Origin of the sequence: Pseudomonas sp. TUM22785 (assembly GCF_028198105.1) — a bacterium.
Lineage (GTDB): Bacteria > Pseudomonadota > Gammaproteobacteria > Pseudomonadales > Pseudomonadaceae > Metapseudomonas > Metapseudomonas solani.
The window spans coordinates 2,084,355-2,102,657 of record NZ_CP116239.1; the positions used below are offsets into that span (position 1 = coordinate 2,084,355).

16 protein-coding genes are annotated in these 18,303 nt (G+C 63.8%); 12 read left to right on the forward strand and 4 right to left on the reverse strand.

Annotation, left to right across the window (positions count from 1 at the left end; all coding sequences use genetic code 11):
- Positions 1-32: 32 nt before the first annotated feature.
- Positions 33-731 carry a pirin family protein gene (locus PI990_RS09745; RefSeq protein WP_271660489.1) on the reverse strand — a complete coding sequence of 233 codons (699 nt, stop codon included), beginning with the start codon at positions 729-731 and terminating at the stop codon, positions 33-35.
- A gap of 208 nt (positions 732-939) precedes the next feature.
- Between PI990_RS09745 and yegS the strand changes: the two genes are divergently transcribed.
- From yegS to PI990_RS09760, 3 genes are all read left to right on the forward strand, one after another.
- A complete protein-coding gene (gene yegS / locus PI990_RS09750) occupies positions 940-1,845 on the forward strand; it encodes a lipid kinase YegS (protein WP_021219551.1) in 906 nt (301 codons plus the stop codon).
- A gap of 129 nt (positions 1,846-1,974) precedes the next feature.
- A complete protein-coding gene (locus PI990_RS09755) occupies positions 1,975-2,901 on the forward strand; it encodes a chemotaxis protein CheV (RefSeq protein ID WP_021219550.1) in 927 nt (308 codons plus the stop codon).
- Positions 2,902-2,984: 83 nt separating this feature from the next.
- Positions 2,985-3,788 (forward strand): MOSC domain-containing protein, encoded by an 804-nt coding sequence (locus PI990_RS09760; RefSeq protein ID WP_184489220.1) that lies wholly within the window; start codon positions 2,985-2,987, stop codon positions 3,786-3,788.
- Positions 3,789-3,860: 72 nt separating this feature from the next.
- On the opposite strand, the gene PI990_RS09765 is transcribed toward PI990_RS09760, so the two are convergent.
- Positions 3,861-5,789 (reverse strand): transglycosylase SLT domain-containing protein, encoded by a 1,929-nt coding sequence (locus PI990_RS09765; protein ID WP_184489221.1) that lies wholly within the window; start codon positions 5,787-5,789, stop codon positions 3,861-3,863.
- Positions 5,790-5,969: 180 nt separating this feature from the next.
- On the opposite strand from PI990_RS09765, the gene PI990_RS09770 reads away from it, so the two are divergent.
- A complete protein-coding gene (locus PI990_RS09770) occupies positions 5,970-7,889 on the forward strand; it encodes an ATP-binding cassette domain-containing protein (protein WP_271660490.1) in 1,920 nt (639 codons plus the stop codon).
- Between the two features lie 23 nt (positions 7,890-7,912).
- Complete coding sequence (locus PI990_RS09775; protein WP_021219546.1) at positions 7,913-8,599, forward strand: DUF6901 family protein; 687 nt, start codon at positions 7,913-7,915, stop codon at positions 8,597-8,599.
- A gap of 20 nt (positions 8,600-8,619) precedes the next feature.
- On the opposite strand, the gene PI990_RS09780 is transcribed toward PI990_RS09775, so the two are convergent.
- A complete protein-coding gene (locus PI990_RS09780) occupies positions 8,620-9,060 on the reverse strand; it encodes a universal stress protein (RefSeq protein ID WP_021219545.1) in 441 nt (146 codons plus the stop codon).
- A gap of 87 nt (positions 9,061-9,147) precedes the next feature.
- On the opposite strand from PI990_RS09780, the gene PI990_RS09785 reads away from it, so the two are divergent.
- On the forward strand, positions 9,148-9,585 hold the full coding sequence (locus tag PI990_RS09785; RefSeq protein WP_021219544.1) for a hypothetical protein: 438 nt from the start codon (positions 9,148-9,150) through the stop codon (positions 9,583-9,585).
- A 50-nt stretch (positions 9,586-9,635) separates the two neighbouring features.
- On the opposite strand, the gene PI990_RS09790 is transcribed toward PI990_RS09785, so the two are convergent.
- Entirely contained in the window at positions 9,636-10,448 is an 813-nt protein-coding gene (locus PI990_RS09790; RefSeq protein WP_021219543.1) for a hypothetical protein, read from the reverse strand.
- A gap of 475 nt (positions 10,449-10,923) precedes the next feature.
- On the opposite strand from PI990_RS09790, the gene fadB reads away from it, so the two are divergent.
- The 6 genes from fadB (at position 10,924) to PI990_RS09820 (ending at position 18,279) form a co-directional block, all read left to right on the forward strand.
- Positions 10,924-13,071 carry a fatty acid oxidation complex subunit alpha FadB gene (gene fadB / locus PI990_RS09795; protein WP_021219542.1) on the forward strand — a complete coding sequence of 716 codons (2,148 nt, stop codon included), beginning with the start codon at positions 10,924-10,926 and terminating at the stop codon, positions 13,069-13,071.
- A 30-nt stretch (positions 13,072-13,101) separates the two neighbouring features.
- The gene (fadA, locus tag PI990_RS09800) at positions 13,102-14,277 is read left to right on the forward strand and encodes an acetyl-CoA C-acyltransferase FadA (protein WP_184489225.1); all 1,176 of its coding nucleotides are present in this window, start codon (positions 13,102-13,104) and stop codon (positions 14,275-14,277) included.
- A gap of 148 nt (positions 14,278-14,425) precedes the next feature.
- Complete coding sequence (locus PI990_RS09805) at positions 14,426-14,662, forward strand: DUF1653 domain-containing protein (RefSeq protein WP_021219540.1); 237 nt, start codon at positions 14,426-14,428, stop codon at positions 14,660-14,662.
- A gap of 114 nt (positions 14,663-14,776) precedes the next feature.
- Positions 14,777-17,386, forward strand: a complete 2,610-nt coding sequence (gene topA, locus PI990_RS09810; RefSeq protein WP_271660491.1) for a type I DNA topoisomerase — start codon at positions 14,777-14,779, stop codon at positions 17,384-17,386.
- A gap of 69 nt (positions 17,387-17,455) precedes the next feature.
- Entirely contained in the window at positions 17,456-17,974 is a 519-nt protein-coding gene (locus tag PI990_RS09815) for a DUF6586 family protein (protein ID WP_271660492.1), read from the forward strand.
- A 71-nt stretch (positions 17,975-18,045) separates the two neighbouring features.
- Positions 18,046-18,279, forward strand: a complete 234-nt coding sequence (locus PI990_RS09820) for a hypothetical protein (protein WP_271660493.1) — start codon at positions 18,046-18,048, stop codon at positions 18,277-18,279.
- The last annotated feature ends 24 nt before the right edge of the window (positions 18,280-18,303 follow it).

Here is an 18,303-nt window from a genome sequence, read left to right on the forward strand (position 1 = left end):
GAACTCCGGGGGCGTTTTCGTTACGGCCTGGATCAGGCGACGTCCACCAGCACGATCTCGGTATCTTCGCTGGCGGTGAAGCTCAGCACCTCGACATCACGTACGGCTACGCCGTCGCGGGCTTCGGCGGCTACGCCGTTGACCTCGTAGCGACCCTTGGCGGCCACCAGGTAGGCCTTGCGGCCGTTCTCCAGGCGGTAGTCCGCAGTCTGCCCGGCGGTCAGCGTGGCGGCCACCAACCGGGCGTTGGCGCGGATGTGCAGGGCGTCGCTGCCCTCGTCTATGCCGCTGGCCAGGGTCACGAAGCTGCCGGCGCGCTCACCTTTCGGGAAGGGCTTGGCACCCCAGGAGGGCGCGGCGCCAAACTCGGTGGGCATGATCCAGATCTGGAAGATCCGGGTGGTCTCGCCCTCGAGGTTGTACTCGCTGTGGGTGATGCCGGTGCCCGCGCTCATCACCTGCACATCGCCGGCTTCGGTGCGGCCCTTGTTGCCCAGGTTGTCCTGGTGGGTGATCGCGCCTTCACGGACGTAGGTGATGATCTCCATGTCGCGGTGGGGGTGCGGTGGGAAACCGCTGTCGGCAGCGATCTCGTCATCGTTCCAGACCCGCAGTTGGCCCCAGTTCATCCGTGCCGGGTCGTGGTACTCGGCGAAGGAGAAGTGGTGACGGGCATTGAGCCAGCCGTGGTGGGCGCCGCCGAGCTGGTTGAAAGGACGTACTTCGATCATGGGAATCTCCTCAGGGCTCGCAGTGGGTTGGGCTCTGCGGCGTGTTGGAGGCCATTTTTCATCAAATTCTTATCGACAAAAAGCGTAAATTATTCAACAAACAAATCGACATATTAGATAGGTGTGTAATCCACCTCCGACGCTTGTCTCATCTTGTTCTTACGGTCGAGGCCTATACTCGGCCGACTCACCCTGGATGGAGTGGCCCATGAGCGAGCGCAAGGCATTGCTGATCCTGCACGGCAAGCAGGCATTGAACGAGGACGTGCGAGCGGCCGTCGAGGCGCGCCGGGAGGCGGGTTGGGAACTGGCGGTGCGGGTGACCTGGGAGGGCGGTGATGCCGGGCGCATCGTCGAAGAGGCCCTGGCCGCCGGGTATCGCACGCTCATCGCCGGGGGCGGCGATGGCACCTTGCGTGATGTCGCCGAAGCCATGGCACTGGCGGACCAGGACGCCAGCCTGGCGCTGTTGCCCCTGGGCACCGCCAATGACTTCGCCCGGGCCGCCGGGGTGCCGCTGCTGCCCGGCGAGGCCCTGGCGCTGCTGGATGTGCCGCCGCGGCCCATCGACCTGGGGGAGGCCGACGGGCGGCTGTTCCTCAACATGGCCACCGGTGGCTTCGGCTCGAAGATCACTGCCAACACCTCCGAAGACCTGAAGAAGGTGCTGGGCGGTGCGGCCTATTTCCTCACCGGGCTGACGCGTTTCTCCGAGGTGCATTCGGCCTTCGGTCGCTTCAAGGGGCCGGATTTCGAGTGGGAGGGCGAATTCCTCGCCGTGGGCATCGGCAACGGCTGCCAGGCAGGGGGCGGGCATGTACTGTGCCCGCGCGCCAAGGTCGATGACGGACTGCTGGAGCTCTGCATCGTGCCGGCCCCGCAGGATGTGGTCGGCACCCTGGGCACGCTGCTTTCGGGGGGCATCGGCGGGGTGGAGGCGGTGTCGGTGAGCGCGCGGTTGCCGTGGGTCGAGGTGGAGGCACCCGAGGGGTTGGACATGAATCTCGACGGAGAACCCATGGAATGCAGCAAGGTTCGCTTCAATGCGCGCCGCAACGCACTACGCTTACATCTGCCGGACGGTTCCCCGTTGCTGCAAGGCAGTGAGGGATGAGTGGCTTCTGGTGCCGTCGCGCCCCGTGGTGCATGATGGCGCCAAGCCATGATGGCTACAGTTCCAAGGCCTTCTGCCGATAAGCAACTGCAGCCGCAGTCTGGCTCGAACATCCAACAGGAGCATGCAATGGCCGGTATTCTCGACACAGTCGATCAACGTACCCAACTGGTGGGCGAGAACCGCCTGGAAATCCTCATGTTCCGCCTGGCCGGCCGCCAGCTGTTCGCCATCAACGTGTTCAAGGTGCAGGAAGTCCTGCAGCTGCCGAAGCTGACCCTGATCCCCCAGCGCCACCCCTTCGTCTGCGGCGTGGTCAACCTGCGCGGTCAGACCCTGCCGGTGATCGACCTGTCCCGCGCCATCGGCATGCGCGCGCTGGTGCCGGATGAGCGCAGCACCATTATCGTCACCGAGTACAACCGCTCGGTGCAGGCGTTCCTGGTGGGGGGCGTGGACCGCATCCTCAACCTCAACTGGGAGTCCATCCAGCCGCCGCCCGGTGGTGCCGGTCGCCAGCATTACCTGACGGCGATCACCAAGGTGGAGGACCAGATCGTCGAGATCATCGACGTCGAGAAGGTGCTCGCCGAAATCGTGCCCATGAGCACCCGTGTGTCCGAGGAGCGCTTGAGCAACCCGCTGCTGGAGAAGGCCCGAGGCCGCGAAGTGCTGCTGGTGGACGACTCCAACGTCGCGCTGACCCAGCTGCGCGAAACCCTCTCGCAGCTGGGTATCCGCACCCACTCGGTCAGCGACGGCCTCAAGGCGCTGAACCTGCTGAAAAAGTGGGCCGACACCGGCGAGGTGATGACCGACAAGCTGCTGATGATCTTCACCGACGCCGAAATGCCGGAGATGGACGGCTACCGCCTGACCACCGAGATCCGCAACGACCCGCGCCTGCGTGAGCTCTACGTGGTGATGCACACCTCGCTGTCCGGCAGCTTCAACGACGCCATGGTGAAGAAGGTCGGTTGCGACAACTTCCTCTCCAAGTTCCAGCCCGACAAGCTGGTGGACGTGGTGGCGGACCGCCTGAAGAAGGACGAGTGATCTTTTCGTGGTGCCGGGGTTGAGGCCCCGGCCCACGATTCCGTATAAGTGGGCTTTCGCTGACCGTCCAAGGAAGCCGGCCCATGTTGCGTCTCTCCGCTCTCTATCGTTTCCCCATGAAATCCGCGATCGGCGAACGCCTGCAGCGTGCCGAACTCGATGGCATCGGCCTGGCCGGTGATCGACGCTGGATGCTGGTGGACGCGAGCAATGGCCGTTTCCTCACCCAGCGCGCGCTGCCGCAGATGTCGCAACTGAGCGCGCTGTGGAACGCCTCCGGTGGCCTGACCCTGAGCACCGCCGGCCGGCCCAGCCTGGATGTGGCCCTGCCCGACCCGAACAGCGACCTGCGCGGCACCTTCATCTGGAAGGACTCGATGCTGGTGCCTGACGCCGGTGACGAGGCCGCTGCCTGGCTCAGCGAGTTCATCGGCAAGCCTTGCCGCCTGGTGCATGTGCCCAACGAGCGGGCACGGGACATCCCCGGCAGCCTGCTGCCCGAGGAGAAGGTCGGTTTCGCCGATGGCTTCCCGCTGCTGCTGATCGGCCAGGCCTCGCTGGATGACCTGTCCAGCCGTGTTGGCCGCCCACTGGAGATGCTGCGCTTCCGCCCCAACCTGGTGGTGGAGGGCAGCGCGCCCTTCGCCGAGGACGAGTGGAAGCGCATCCGCATCGGCGGCGTCGAGTTCAGCGTGGCCAAAGGCTGCACCCGTTGCATCCTCACCACCATCGACCCTGCCACCGGCGAGCGCAGCCCTGACCGCGAGCCCCTCACCACCCTCAAGACCTACCGCGAGCGCGAAGGCGAGCTGTACTTCGGGCAGAACCTGATCAACCGCAGCACCGGCACGCTGGAAGAGGGCATGGAAGTGGAAGTCCTGGAGTAAGACTCCGCGCTGCAACGGCTGCACAAACGAAACGGGCGCCCCATGGGCGCCCGTTTTGCGTTTCGGCTTCGATCACTGGTCGTCGAAGAAGCGCTCGTGCCAATCCACCAGGGGCTGCGGGGCGTTGAGCTTCTGCCCGTAGATGACGGAGTAGGACAGCACGTTCTGTACGTACTGGCGGGTTTCGTCGAAGGGGATGCTTTCCACCCAGACGTCGAAGGCCAGGTGGTTGGCGCCTTTGAGCCATTGGCGCACGCGGCCGGGGCCGGCGTTGTAGGCGGCGGAGGCGAGCACGCGGTTGCCGTTGAACTGGCCGTGCACCTGGCTGAGGTAGGCGGCGCCGAGCTGGATGTTGACGTCCGGGTTGAGCGCCTGTTGCGGTGAGGCGAGGGGAATGCCGAACTTGCGCGCGGTCTCCTTGGCGGTGCCGGGCATCAGTTGCATCAGGCCCATGGCACCGACGCCGGAGCGGGCGTCGGCCATGAAGGCGCTTTCCTGGCGGGTGATGGCGAACACCCAGCTGGAGTGCAGGCCACGCAGGCGTGCCTGCTGGGTCAGGGCACCGCGGTGGGCCATGGGGAAGCGGATGTCCAGGTCGTCCCAATACTGGGCCTGGCTGATGGTGCGGATGGCCGGGAAGTACCACTGCATGTCGTAGGCGAGTTTGGCCTGGGCGACCATTTCGTCACGGCTGAACAGGCGGCTGACGTAGTACCACTCGCGGCGACCGTCGACGATCTGGCCGCGATCGTGGAACTCCAGGGCACGGCGGATACCGGCGGTGTTGCGCACCTTCTGCACCAGGCGCGGGTCCAGGGCCAGCGGCTTGTTGTTGAGCTGGTAGGGCGTCTGGATGCGGTCGGCGGCGAGGAAGCCGTAGAAGTCACGCTCCTTGGCCAGGGGCTGGTAGAGGCGGGCGGCTTCGGCGCTCTGCGGCTGGGCCAGTTGCAGGGAGCGGGCCTGCCAGTAGCGCCAGCGGTTGGTATTGGCCAGCTCGGCGGGCATCTGCTTGGTCAGCTTGTAGGCGTCGTCCCACTGGCCCAGGCGCAGCAGCAGGCGCGCGCGCCATTCGCTGACGGTGTTGTCGCGCAGCTTGGGGTCGTACTGGGTCATGAGCTTGAGGGCGCGAGGGTCGTAGCGCTTGGCCAGGGTGAGGCCGATCTCGCGGGCGATGGCGACCTTCTCGCTGCTGGAGAACTTCATCCGCGCGGCGTAGCCATCCAGCAGGGCCATGGCCTTTTCCGGATCCTGGCGGGCCAGGCGGCGCAGGCCGAGGCCGACCACATCGCCCATGGCCTTGTCGGCCGGGGCGAAGCGGGCGGTCTGGCTGAGCATCTGCGGGTTCTGCGCGACATCCAGCAGCAGCTTGCCCTGGGTCTGAAGCGTTGGCAGGCCCTTCACCAAGAAGCTGGCGAGGCCATAGTTGCGCGCCTCGGCGGCGAGCTTGGCGCGGCGCCAGCGCATCTGCTCGGTCATCTGGCCTTCGGCACGCCACAGGTCGAAGAGCACGTCACAGGCCTCGGGCTGGGACTTGCCCACCAGCCAGAGCTTCTCGGCGCTCTTGTAGCCCTCGGCCTTGAGGCCGTTCTTGATCTGGTACTGGCCGTAGAGGCAGTCCAGCTCGGTGAAGTTCATCTTCGGGTCGTAGTAATTGACGAAGGTCTTCCATTCGCCGCGCTCGGCCAGCCAGCGCAACCAGCGCAGCTTCATCCAGTTGGCCTGGGGCAGGTCGCCGTGCTCGGCGAGGAATTTCTCGATCTCGTCGTTGCTGGCCCACTTCAGACGGGCGGTCAGCTCGTCGTAGGCCAGGTAGGGCTCCAGCGGGTAGTCGGCCAGGGCATTGGCGTAACGCTTGTAGGGGCCGCTGTCACCCTTGGCCAGGGCGCGCTTGGCCTCGTCGTACATCTGACGTTGCTGGGCAAGGGGGACCGCTTGGGCTGCATCGAGGGTGACTGTGGTGAGAAGCAGGCAGGAGAACAGGCTGAGCAGACGACCGCGCATGACACTTCCGGGTAAAGAAATCGTATGGGGCAACGGCCTGGCCGCCACCGGATTTGCGTAGCTTAGCCTGTTGCCTGGCCTGGGTGAAATCGGATGCGGTGGAGGAAACATGATGAAAAAATGGAGGATATGCCAAGGCGCAAACCGGGTAGAATGCGCCCCCTGTTTTCGGAGGCGCCCATGACCCTGCTCAAGTTCAGCGATGTATCCCTTGCCTATGGCGCCATGCCGCTGCTGGACAAGGTGTCATGGCAGATAGCCCGTGGTGAGCGGGTGTGCATCATCGGCCGCAACGGCACCGGCAAGTCGAGCATGCTGCGCCTGGTGAAGGGCGACCAGCATGGCGATGACGGCGAGATCTGGCGCGCCCCGGGCCTGAAGATCGGCGAGCTGCCGCAGGAACTGCCGCGTGCCGACGATCGCACGGTGTTCGACGTGGTCGCCGAAGGGCTGGCTGGCGTCGGCGCGCTGCTGGCCGAGTACCACCACCTCAGCCAGAACATTCATAACGACGAAGACCTGAACAAGCTGATGCACGTGCAGCAGGAGCTTGAGGCGAAGGATGGCTGGCGCCTGCAGCAACTGGTGGACAGCACCCTGAGCCGCCTGCAGCTGCCGGCCGACAAGACCCTGGCCGAGCTGTCCGGTGGCTGGCGTCGCCGCGTGCTGCTGGCCCAGGCGCTGGTTTCCGAGCCCGACCTGCTGCTGCTGGACGAGCCGACCAACCACCTGGATATCGGTGCCATCGCCTGGCTGGAAGAAGCGCTCATGGGCTTTGGCGGCGCCGTGCTGTTCATCACCCACGACCGTTCCTTCCTGCAGAACCTGGCGACGCGCATCCTCGAGCTGGACCGTGGCCACCTGATCGACTGGAACGGCGACTACGCCAGCTTCCTGATGCACAAGGAGCAGCAACTGGCGGCGGAAGAGACCGCCAACGCGCTGTTCGACAAGCGCCTGGCCCAGGAGGAAGTGTGGATCCGCCAGGGCATCAAGGCCCGTCGTACCCGTAACGAGGGGCGTGTACGTGCACTGAAAGCGATGCGCAGCGAGCGTGCCGAGCGCCGCGAGCGTCAGGGCAAGGCCAATATCCAGCTGGAGACCGCCGACAAGTCGGGCAAGCAGGTGATGGTCGCCGAGAACGTGGGCTTCGCCCATCCGGGCGGCGCGCCGCTGATCCGCGATTTCTCCCTGGTGTTGCAGCGTTCCGACCGTATCGGCCTGCTGGGCGCCAACGGCACCGGCAAGACCACCCTGCTCAAGCTGCTGCTGGGCGACCTGGAGCCGACCAGCGGCACGATCGAGGTGGGCACCAAGCTGGAAGTGGCCTATTTCGATCAGTTGCGTCACCAGCTCGAGCCCGAGAAGACGGTGATCGACAACATTTCCGAAGGCCGCGATTTCATCTCCATCGATGGCCAGAACCGCCATGTGCTGAGCTACCTGGGCGACTTCCTGTTCAGCCCGCAGCGTGCGCGTACACCGGTCAAGGCTCTGTCGGGCGGCGAGCGTGCGCGCTTGCTGCTGGCGAAGCTGTTCAGCAAGCCGGCCAACCTGCTGGTGCTGGACGAACCGACCAACGACCTGGACGTGGAAACCCTCGAACTGCTGGAAGAGGTGCTGCTGAACTTCCCGGGCACCGTACTGATGGTCAGCCACGACCGGGCCTTCCTGGATAACGTGGTGACCAGCACCCTGGTCTTCGAAGGCGAAGGCCGTGTGCGTGAGTACGTGGGTGGCTACCAGGACTGGCTGCGCCAGGGCGGTTCGCCGCGCCTGCTGGGAGTGGGCGAGACCAAGTCCGGCAAGGCCGAGCCCACCGCGACCGTGGCACCGGCTCCGGTGGCCGCCGCCCCTTCAGTGAGCGAGGCCGAGGCGCCGAAGAAGAAACTCAGCTACAAATTGCAGCGTGAGCTGGAAGCGCTTCCCGGCCAGATCGAGACCCTGGAAGCGGAGATGGCAGCGGTACAGCAGGAAATTTCCGACCCGGCGTTCTACCAGCGGCCTGCGGAGCAGACCCGCACGGTACTGGAGCGCTTCGAGAAGCAGCAGCAGGAGCTGGATCGCCTGCTGGAGCGCTGGGCCGAACTGGACGACTGAAGAATCACCGAGCTGGAGAGCCCATGGCTGTCGAGTACCGCATCACCCTGGATGACGAACACGAGTTCAGCTATCGCATCGAGCTGGATCGGCAGTACGACGAGGAGCGCGCGCTCGCCGCGCCGAAGTGGACGCGCCTGGAGTTCCAGCAGTGCAGCAACTGCCCGCTGTCCAAGGACAAGTTCAGCCATTGCCCGGCAGCGGTCGACCTGCACCGGGTGATCGAGGACTTCCACGGGCTGCCGGCCTTCAAGAAGGCGGTGTTCCTGGTGCGCACGCCGGAGCGTGAATACACCAAGCAGGTGGGGCTGGAAGAGGGGCTGCGTGCCCTGCTGGGCGTGATCATGGCGACCAGCGCCTGCCCGGTGCTGGGCCGGCTCAAGCCGATGGCCCATCAGCACCTGCCGTTCGCCAGCAACCAGGAGTTCATCCTGCGCGCCGTGTCCCTGTATCTATCGCGGCAGTACTTCAACTTCCGTGAAGGGCGGCATGCGGATTGGGAGCTGAAGGGGCTTGTGCGTCTGTTCCAGCAACTGCAGCTGGTCAACCAGGCGTTCTGGCAGCGCATTCACGATGTGTGCGATGGCGATTCGAACCTGAAGGCCTTCCTGACCTTCTTCTCCATGGCCTCGAGCATGACCTACTCGCTGGAAACCCAGCTGCAGAAGATCCGCCCGCTGGTGATGAGCGCCGACGAAGGCTTCTTCTGAAGCCTCCGCCGGCTGCTGGTTCAGTCGGTTTTCTTCAGGCGTACGGCAATCACGTCGCAGGGCGCGCCGTGGAGCACGTCGTTGGCGGTGGAGCCCAGGAGCAGGGCGAGGCCGTGGCGGCCGTGGCTGCCGACGACGATCAGGTCGCAGCCCTGTTCTTCGGCGAGGCGGTGGATTTCCTGGCGGGGCTGGCCGTAGGCCAGGTGGCGCTGCTCGGCGAGCAGTTCAGGGTAGAGACCGGCAAAGCCGTCCAGGCGTTCGCGGGCCTGTTCGAACTGTTGTTGCTGGAGCATCGAGAGGTCCATGGGCACATCGCCGCCGAAGGCCATGGCCATGGGTTCGACGATGTGGACCAGCGACAGCCTGGCCTGAGTCGCCTGGGCGAGGGCCTGGGCGCGGCGCACCACCGGGTGGCATTCATCGGTGAGATCGACGGCGACCAGAATGTGCTTATAGGGCATGGGTGACTCCTCCTTAAGGTTTGCGCTTGAACTCAGTATGGCCGCCATGGGTGCCTGGCGGCATGATTTTCATCATGGGATGACGTTATGACCCTCTGGTTGGTGGTATTTCTCCTGCTCGCCGTGCTCAGCCCCCTGGTCTGGTTGCTGCCATCCAAAGGGCAGCGCGGCCGCATGGAGCTGCGCATGGAGGCGCGGCGCATGGGGTTGTCCATGCAGCTGTCGCGCCAGGAGTGGCCGCACTGGCTGCCGGTGGAGCCGCCTCATTCCTGTGCCCAGTACCATCGTCCCCGCCCCCGCGGAGCGCCCGGTGCCTGGTGCTATTGGCAGGTGGCGCCTGGGCAGTGGCAGAACCAGTGGCGCGAGCCTTTGGAAGACCCGGCCATGCTGGCACGATTCCAGGGGTTGCCGGCGGATGTCTACAAGATCGAGGCGAATGCGCAGATGATCGCACTGTGCTGGGGCGAGCGAGGCACGCCCGAGGACCTGCAGCGCATCGCCGAGGTGCTGCGCGCGGTGGTGTGAGCTGGAGGTGAGCCGGGCCGCGCAGTGGGCCCGGGTGACGGCGGGGCGCTTCAGAGCTGCGTGGCGGCGTATTGGGCGGAGACGCCTTCGAGCCCGTCGATGATGCTGTCGGAGTACTTGTTGATCAGGAAGGGCACGCTGTTCTCGTTGTAGTTCTGCAGCGATTTCTCGATGTAGCGCCACTTGGTGCCGATGCTGGTCAGGGCCTGCTTGATCTCCGGGGTGTTTTTCGGCTGCTGCTCCAAGGCGTTGAGCTGGCCGGCGAAATCGCGTGCCAGTTCGTCGATGGGCTTGCCTTCGCCGCCACCGAAGAAGGAGGCGCCGACCGAGGCGCTACGCGAGGCGTAGTCAACGGCGATGGTCTGCATAAGCAGGCTTTGCTCGCGGCTTTGCTGGGTCAGCGGGGGGACGTTGACGCCGCTTTCCTGCTGGATCTTTCCGTACAGCTCCTTGGCCAGGGCCAGCAGCTTCTGGTTGCGCGCGGTCATGTCGGCGATGGGCTGAAGGTCGGTGAAGCCCTTGGTCTTGAGCGCCACGACGAGATTGGTCAGCTCGCCAGAGTAATCCTTCCATTGCTGGTTGAGTTGCGCGCTGAGGGCCTTGGAGCCGTCGCCGGGCATCTCGGTCAGTTCCTTGAGGCGCGCATCGGCCTGCTGGACGGACTCGTCGATCATCCGCGCATAGCGCTGATCACCTTCCATGCCGTTGTACATATAGAAGTCGCCCAGGCTCTTCTGCGCGGCGAGGCGCATCTGGTGCAGTTTGAGCAGGCTCGTTGCGGGGTCGGCGGCTTGAGCGGGAATTGCGAAGGTGGAAAGGGTGAGCAGGGTGCCCAGCAGAATGGCAAGCGTACGGCTCGTCATGTCGCTACTCCGTGTGCCTCTAGGGGCTTCATCTAGTTGTTTTTGTTATTCGGCCTGTCCCGGCCGTATCGGGCGACTCTAACCTGCTGCGCTGGCGTTTGGCTAGCGTGCTGCAGGTCACGTTATTGAGCCTCCCGTCGCCCGCTTGATGGCTTGTCATAACCATCCCGCATGTTGCTTTCCAGAGGGGTCCCGGGCCTGCGCAAAGGCTGGTGGCAGAGCGGATTGAGCGTGGCCGTACGGTCACGAAGCACAATTGACAACAGCGGACTTTTCCGTGAATGTGTGCGCACCCAAATCAAACGGGCGTATGAATTGAGCGTTTGCCTTACAGACAACGTCCAATAACTACCCGATATCGCGTCGGTGGGTGTGCCGGACCGAATCGGACTAAGCTCGACGGCAATGCCTCGAGCCGGTTCGCCGGTTGGCTCCGATGTGTACTGTTCAGCTTCCATACCGTGGAGATCAGTTGATGATTTACGAAGGTAAAGCCATCACGGTTAAGGCTCTTGAGGGCGGCATCGTCGAACTGAAGTTCGACCTCAAGGGTGAGTCCGTCAACAAATTCAACCGTCTAACCCTGAATGAACTGCGTCAGTCGGTTGATGCCATCAAGGCCGATGCGTCGGTCAAGGGCGTTATCGTCAGCAGTGGCAAGGACGTGTTCATCGTCGGTGCGGACATCACCGAATTCGTCGACAACTTCAAGTTGCCCGATGAAGAGCTGGTGGCAGGCAACCTCGAAGCCAACAAGATCTTCAGCGATTTCGAAGACCTGCAGGTTCCGACCGTGGTCGCCATCAATGGCATCGCCCTCGGTGGCGGCCTGGAAATGTGCCTGGCCGGTGACTACCGCGTCATGAGCGAGACCGCCAAGATCGGCCTGCCGGAAGTCAAGCTGGGTATCTACCCGGGCTTCGGCGGCACCGTGCGTCTGCCGCGCGTGATCGGCACCGACAACGCCATCGAGTGGATCGCCTCCGGCAAGGAAAACAAGGCTGCCGACGCCCTGAAAGTGGGTGCCGTCGATGCCGTCGTCGCTCCTGCGAAACTCCAGGAAGCCGCTCTGGACCTGGTCAAGCGCGCCATCTCCGGCGAGCTGGACTTCAAGGCCAAGCGTCAGCCCAAGCTGGAAAAGATCAAGCTCAACGCCATCGAGCAGATGATGGCCTTCGAAACCGCCAAGGGTTTCGTGGCTGGCCAGGCCGGCCCGAACTACCCGGCTCCGGTCGAAGCCATCAAGACCATCCAGAAAGCCGCCAACTTCGGTCGTGACAAGGCGCTGGAAGTCGAGGCCGCCGGCTTCGTCAAGCTGGCCAAGACCCCGGTCGCGGCCAGCCTGATCGGCCTGTTCCTGAATGACCAGGAACTGAAGAAGAAAGCCAAGCAGTACGACGAAGTCGCTCGCGACGTGAAACTGGCTGCCGTACTCGGCGCTGGCATCATGGGCGGCGGTATCGCCTACCAGTCGGCTTCCAAAGGCACTCCGATCCTGATGAAGGATATCCGTGAAGAGGGTATCCAAATGGGTCTGAACGAGGCCTCCAAGCTGCTCGGCAAGCGCGTCGAGAAAGGCCGCATGACCCCTGCCAAGATGGCTGAGGCCCTGACCGCCATTCGCCCGACCATGTCCTACGGTGATTTCGGCGCTGTCGACATCGTCGTCGAAGCAGTGGTCGAGAACCCCAAGGTCAAGCAGATCGTGCTGGCCGAAGTGGAAGGCGTGGTTCGTGAGGACGCCATCCTGGCTTCCAACACCTCCACCATCTCCATCAGCCTGCTGGCCAAGGCGCTGAAGCGCCCCGAGAACTTCGTCGGCATGCACTTCTTCAACCCGGTGCACATGATGCCCCTGGTCGAAGTCATCCGTGGCGAGAAGTCCAGCGAAGTGGCCGTGGCCACCACCGTTGCCTACGCCAAGAAAATGGGCAAGAACCCGATCGTGGTCAACGACTGCCCCGGCTTCCTGGTCAACCGCGTGCTGTTCCCGTACTTCGGCGGCTTCTCCAAGCTGCTGGGCTTCGGCGTCGACTTCGTGCGCATCGACAAGATCATGGAGAAGTTCGGCTGGCCCATGGGCCCGGCCTATCTCTCCGACGTAGTCGGCATCGACACCGGCCACCACGGCCGTGACGTCATGGCCGAAGGCTTCCCGGACCGCATGGCCGTGGAAGGCAAGACCGCTGTCGACGTGATGTACGAAGCCAATCGCCTGGGCCAGAAGAACGGCAAGGGCTTCTACGCCTACGAGACCGACAAGCGTGGCAAGCCGAAGAAAGTTTCCGATCCGGAAGCCTACGAGCTGCTGAAGTCAATCGTCGTTGAACAGCGCGAGCTGACCGACGAAGACATCATCAACTTCATGATGATCCCGCTGTGCCTGGAAACCGTTCGTTGCCTGGAAGACGGCATCGTCGAGACTGCAGCTGAGGCCGACATGGGCCTGATCTACGGCATCGGCTTCCCGCCCTTCCGTGGTGGTGCACTGCGTTACATCGACTCCGTCGGTGTAGCCGAATTCGTTGCCCTGGCCGACAAGTACGCCGAACTGGGCGCGCTGTACCACCCGACCGCGAAGCTTCGTGAAATGGCCGCCAAGGGCCAGAAGTTTTTCGGTTAATCGCGGAACGAACAGAGCGAGAGTAGAAATATGAGCCTGAATCCTAGAGATGCAGTCATTGTCGACTTCGGCCGTACCCCGATGGGTCGTTCCAAAGGCGGCATGCACCGCAACACCCGTGCCGAGACCATGTCGGCGCACCTGATCAGCGGCGTCCTGGCCCGTAACACCAAGCTGGACCCGGCCGAAGTGGAAGACGTGATCTGGGGCTGCGTAAACCAGACCCTGGAACAGGGCTGGAACATCGCGCGCATGGCGTCGCTGATGACCCAGATCCCGCACACCAGCGCCGGCCAGACCGTCAGCCGTCTGTGCGGTTCCTCCATGAGCGCCCTGCACACTGCCGTGCAGGCCATCCAGACCGGCAACGGCGACGTGTTCGTGGTCGGTGGCGTGGAGCACATGGGGCACGTAGGCATGATGCACGGCGTCGATCCGAACCCGCACCTGTCCCTGTACGCCGCCAAGGCTTCGGGCATGATGGGCCTGACCGCCGAGATGCTGGGCAAGATGCACGGCATCAGCCGCGAGCAGCAGGACGCCTTCGGTGAGCGTTCTCACCGCCTGGCGCACAAAGCCACCGTCGAAGGCAAGTTCAAGGATGAAATCATCCCGATGCAAGGCTACGACGAGAACGGCTTCCTGAAGGTGTTCGACTTCGACGAAACCATCCGTCCGGAAACCACCCTCGAGAGCCTGGCCGCCCTGCGTCCTGCGTTCAACCCGAAAGGCGGCACCGTGACTGCGGGTACTTCTTCGCAGATCACCGACGGCGCGTCCTGCATGATCGTGATGAGTGCCCAGCGCGCCCAGGACCTCGGCATTCAGCCGATGGCCGTGGTACGTGCCATGGCGGTTGCCGGCGTCGACCCGGCGATCATGGGTTACGGCCCGGTGCCGTCCACTCAGAAGGCCCTGAAACGTGCCGGCCTGACCATGGACGACATCGATTTCGTTGAACTCAACGAAGCCTTTGCTGCTCAGGCCCTGCCGGTGCTGAAGGACCTGAAACTCCTCGACAAGATGGAGCAGAAGGTCAATCTGCACGGCGGCGCCATCGCTCTGGGTCACCCGTTCGGCTGCTCCGGTGCGCGTATCTCCGGCACCCTGCTGAACGTGATGAAGCAGAACGGCGGTACCCTGGGCGTGTCCACCATGTGCGTGGGCCTCGGCCAGGGCATCACCACCGTCTTCGAACGCATCTAAGCGTACGAAGAGGGGAAAGACCGGGGCCTGGCGCCCCGGTTTTTGCTTTTATAAGGCTTATTTCGTCAGCAGGGGCTGGCCAGCGGGCGCCCGAGTGGGCACCATGCGCACCCTTCGCGAGCCGGCTATAGATGGATAGGAGGGGAACATGAGCCTGCAACCTGGACTCTATCGTCACTACAAAGGCCAGGAGTACCGCGTGATCGGCACGGCACGGCACTCCGAGACCGAGGAGGAGCTGGTCGTCTACCAGGCCCTCTATGGCGAATACGGCCTCTGGGTACGCCCATTGGGGATGTTCACCGAGACGGTCGAGGTGAATGGCGAGCAGATCGCCCGCTTCGCATTGGTGACCGCCGAGTCAGATCTCTTTCCGCGCCGCTGAGGTATCGCGGGGCGGCGGGTAAGCTTGACCTTGTCTTGTTCGCCACTATATATAGCGGTGCCGCGTCAGGCGGCTCCCGCCTTTCATTTATCGAATTCAGGAAATTTCCGATCCATGGGCAAATCGCTGGTCATCGTGGAATCCCCGGCCAAGGCCAAGACCATCAACAAGTACCTGGGCAACCAGTACGTGGTGAAGTCGAGCATCGGCCATATCCGTGACCTGCCTACCAGCGGTTCGGCCAGTGCCAGCAAGGAACCGGTGAAGCGCGGCAAGGCGGCCGCGTCCGAGGCTCCCGCACTGTCGCCCAAGGAAAAGGCCAAGCGCCAGCTGTTCACCCGGATGGGCGTCGACCCCGAGCATGGCTGGAAGGCCAAGTACGAGATCCTCCCCGGCAAGGAGAAGGTGATCGAGGAACTGCGCCGCCTGGCCAAGGATGCCGACACCATCTATCTCGCAACCGACTTGGACCGCGAAGGGGAGGCCATTGCCTGGCACCTGCGGGAATCCATCGGTGGTGACGACAGCCGCTACAAGCGCGTGGTATTCAACGAAATCACCAAGAAGGCCATCCAGGAAGCCTTCTCCCGCCCGGGCGAACTGGACATCAACCGTGTCAACGCCCAGCAGGCCCGTCGCTTCCTCGATCGCGTCGTGGGCTACATGGTCTCGCCGCTGCTGTGGCAGAAGATCGCCCGCGGCCTGTCGGCTGGCCGCGTACAGTCGGTGGCGGTGAAGCTGGTCGTGGAGCGTGAGCGCGAGATCCGTGCCTTCGTTCCGGAAGAGTACTGGGAAGTCCACGCCGACCTGGGTACCGCCAAGGGCGCCAACGTGCGCTTCGAAGTGGCCAAGGAGAAGGGTTCTGCCTTCAAGCCGCTGAACGAAGCCCAGGCCATGGCCGCGCTGGAGAAGCTCAAGTCCTCCAGCTACAGCGTCATGAAGCGCGAGGACAAGCCGACCTCGAGCCGTCCGTCCGCCCCCTTCATCACCTCCACCCTGCAGCAGGCCGCGAGCAACCGCCTGGGCTTCGGGGTGAAGAAGACCATGATGATGGCCCAGCGTCTCTACGAGGCGGGCTACATCACCTATATGCGTACCGACTCGACCAACCTCTCCGCCGACGCCGTCACCATGGTGCGCGGCTTCATCGAGGGCGAGTTCGGCGAGAAGTACCTGCCGGCCAAGCCGAACTTCTATTCGAGCAAGGAGGGCGCCCAGGAGGCGCACGAGGCCATCCGTCCTTCCGACGTCAACCTCAAGCCGACCCAGCTGTCGGGCATGGAGCGTGACGCCGAGCGCCTGTACGACCTGATCTGGCGCCAGTTCGTGGCCTGCCAGATGCCGCCGGCCGAATACCTGTCCACCACCGTTGCCGTGGCTGCCGGTGATTTCGAGCTGCGTGCCAAGGGCCGCATCCTCAAGTTCGACGGTTACACCCGCGTGCTGCCGCAACAGAGCAAGCCGGGCGAAGACGACGTGCTGCCGGACATGAAGGAAGGCGAGGGCCTGAAGCTGATCAAGCTCGACCCCAGCCAGCACTTCACCAAGCCGCCGGCACGCTTCTCCGAGGCCAGCCTGGTCAAGGAGCTGGAAAAGCGTGGCATCGGTCGTCCGTCCACCTATGCGGCGATCATCTCCACCATCCAGGACCGCGGCTACGTCACGGTGCACAACCGCCGCTTCTATTCCGAGAAGATGGGTGACATCGTTACCGAGCGCCTGAATGAAAGCTTCTCCGACCTGATGGACTACGGCTTCACCGCCGGCATGGAGGAGAACCTGGACGATGTCGCCCAGGGCGAGCGCGATTGGAAGAACCTGCTGGACGAGTTCTACGGCGACTTCAAGAAGAAACTGGAAGTGGCCGAGGTCGCGGACAGCGGCATGCGCGCCAACCAGCCGACGCCGACCGATATCGCCTGCCGCGAATGCGGCCGGCCGATGATGATCCGCACGGCATCCACAGGTGTATTCCTTGGTTGCTCGGGCTATAGCCTGCCGCCGAAAGAGCGCTGCAAGGCCACCATCAACCTGGTGCCGGGCGACGAAATCGCCGCGGACGACGAGGGTGAGTCGGAGTCCCGCGTACTGCTTGGCAAGCACCGTTGCCCCATCTGCAGCACCGCGATGGATGCCTACCTGCTGGACGAGACCCGCAAGCTGCACATCTGCGGCAACAACCCGGATTGCGTTGGCTACGAGATCGAACAGGGCCAGTACCGCATCAAGGGCTATGAAGGCCCGAGCCTGGAATGCGACAAGTGTGGCAGCGAGATGCAGCTGAAGACCGGTCGTTTCGGCAAGTTCTTCGGTTGCACCAATCCCACGTGCAAGAACACCCGCAAGCTGCTGAAGAGCGGCGAGGCTGCACCGCCGAAGATCGACCCGATCAAGATGCCGGAGCTCAAGTGCGAGAAGGTGGACGACACCTACGTGCTGCGCGATGGCGCTTCGGGCCTGTTCCTAGCCGCCAGCCAGTTCCCCAAGAATCGCGAAACCCGTGCGCCCCTGGTGCTCGAGCTGATTCCGCACAAGGAAGAACTCGATCCCAAGTACCACTTCCTGCTCAGCGCGCCTGCCAAGGACCCGGATGGCCGTCCGGCAGTGATCCGCTTCAGTCGCAAGACCAAGGAGCAATACGTGCAGTCGGAAGTGGACGGCAAGCCTACCGGTTGGCGCGCCTTCTTCGACGGCGGCAAGTGGAAGGTCGAAGACAAGCGCTGATGGACTGTTGCGCGCCGGGGTAGCCTGGCGCGCATACTAGCCAACCGATTTTGCGACGGAGTGGCCGCCATGGCGCATGAACTCTATACCCGTACCAACCAGAAGCTCTATTTCGCTGGCCTGGCGCTCGAATCCTGGCGCAAGGCGGAAGAGGGCAGGGCGATGAACGCCCAGGCGCTGGTCCAGGCCGAGCGCGAAGCGGCGCTCTTCCACCTGTATGGTGCCTTGCTCGGGCTTTGCCACGAGATCGCGGGCTACTACCGCCTGTCCGAGGCCAATGCACCGCGCCCCGAGATGCTGCTCACTGCTGAGGTGCTGACTGCTGCGCCGAGCCCTGAACTATCGGAACTGGTGGAACTGGCCCAGCAACAGGAAACCTGGCTTGCCGAGCTGCTGGTCGCCTATGGCGCGCTGTTCCTGCCGCCCCAGGCGCCGAAGAAGGCCAAGGTCGATCCGACGTTGCCTTTGATAGAAGCGGTGAGCGTCGATGACGAGCCGCCGGCCCTGTCCCGGGCAACCCTGGAAGAGTGGCGGCAACACCTGAAAAACCTGGCATTGCGTTTCCGCGAGGCGCTGTCGGAGTGCTGAGTTGATCGATGGGCTAGGGTGGCCCGTCAGCCGGCTGGTACAATGCCCGCCTTTAGTGGAGAGATGACCCCATGCCAACGTCCTTTCTGGAAATAGTCGAGCTGCCCGACGGCCGCATCATCCTGCGCCGCGCGGAAGACGAGGAGGCGTTGGTGACGCTGGACTTCTCTTCCGACGCCAAGGCATTCCTGCAGGGGCATCACCTGGAAGTCGCCAAGGCCATGCTCAATGTGGGCGTGCAGATGGCCGGCCGCCTGGCTGAAGGCGAAGTGGACAACGAAGAAGGCCCGCGCGTCCTGCACTGACGGGGCGCTCTGTCGGCTCCCGCC

Bases quoted from the DNA above. Each gene is read 5' to 3' on its own strand.
- PI990_RS09745 (WP_271660489.1), bottom strand. From the start codon at position 731: ATGATCGAAGTACGTCCTTTCAACCAGCTCGGCGGCGCCCACCACGGC.
- topA (WP_271660491.1), top strand. From the start codon at position 14,777: ATGGGCAAATCGCTGGTCATCGTGGAATCCCCGGCCAAGGCCAAGACC.
- PI990_RS09780 (WP_021219545.1), bottom strand. From the start codon at position 9,060: ATGCCCTATAAGCACATTCTGGTCGCCGTCGATCTCACCGATGAATGC.
- PI990_RS09805 (WP_021219540.1), top strand. From the start codon at position 14,426: ATGAGCCTGCAACCTGGACTCTATCGTCACTACAAAGGCCAGGAGTAC.
- PI990_RS09815 (WP_271660492.1), top strand. From the start codon at position 17,456: ATGGCGCATGAACTCTATACCCGTACCAACCAGAAGCTCTATTTCGCT.
- PI990_RS09790 (WP_021219543.1), bottom strand. From the start codon at position 10,448: ATGACGAGCCGTACGCTTGCCATTCTGCTGGGCACCCTGCTCACCCTT.
- PI990_RS09770 (WP_271660490.1), top strand. From the start codon at position 5,970: ATGACCCTGCTCAAGTTCAGCGATGTATCCCTTGCCTATGGCGCCATG.
- PI990_RS09785 (WP_021219544.1), top strand. From the start codon at position 9,148: ATGACCCTCTGGTTGGTGGTATTTCTCCTGCTCGCCGTGCTCAGCCCC.
- PI990_RS09760 (WP_184489220.1), top strand. From the start codon at position 2,985: ATGTTGCGTCTCTCCGCTCTCTATCGTTTCCCCATGAAATCCGCGATC.
- fadA (WP_184489225.1), top strand. From the start codon at position 13,102: ATGAGCCTGAATCCTAGAGATGCAGTCATTGTCGACTTCGGCCGTACC.
- PI990_RS09820 (WP_271660493.1), top strand. From the start codon at position 18,046: ATGCCAACGTCCTTTCTGGAAATAGTCGAGCTGCCCGACGGCCGCATC.
- PI990_RS09765 (WP_184489221.1), bottom strand. From the start codon at position 5,789: ATGCGCGGTCGTCTGCTCAGCCTGTTCTCCTGCCTGCTTCTCACCACA.
- PI990_RS09775 (WP_021219546.1), top strand. From the start codon at position 7,913: ATGGCTGTCGAGTACCGCATCACCCTGGATGACGAACACGAGTTCAGC.
- fadB (WP_021219542.1), top strand. From the start codon at position 10,924: ATGATTTACGAAGGTAAAGCCATCACGGTTAAGGCTCTTGAGGGCGGC.
- yegS (WP_021219551.1), top strand. From the start codon at position 940: ATGAGCGAGCGCAAGGCATTGCTGATCCTGCACGGCAAGCAGGCATTG.
- PI990_RS09755 (WP_021219550.1), top strand. From the start codon at position 1,975: ATGGCCGGTATTCTCGACACAGTCGATCAACGTACCCAACTGGTGGGC.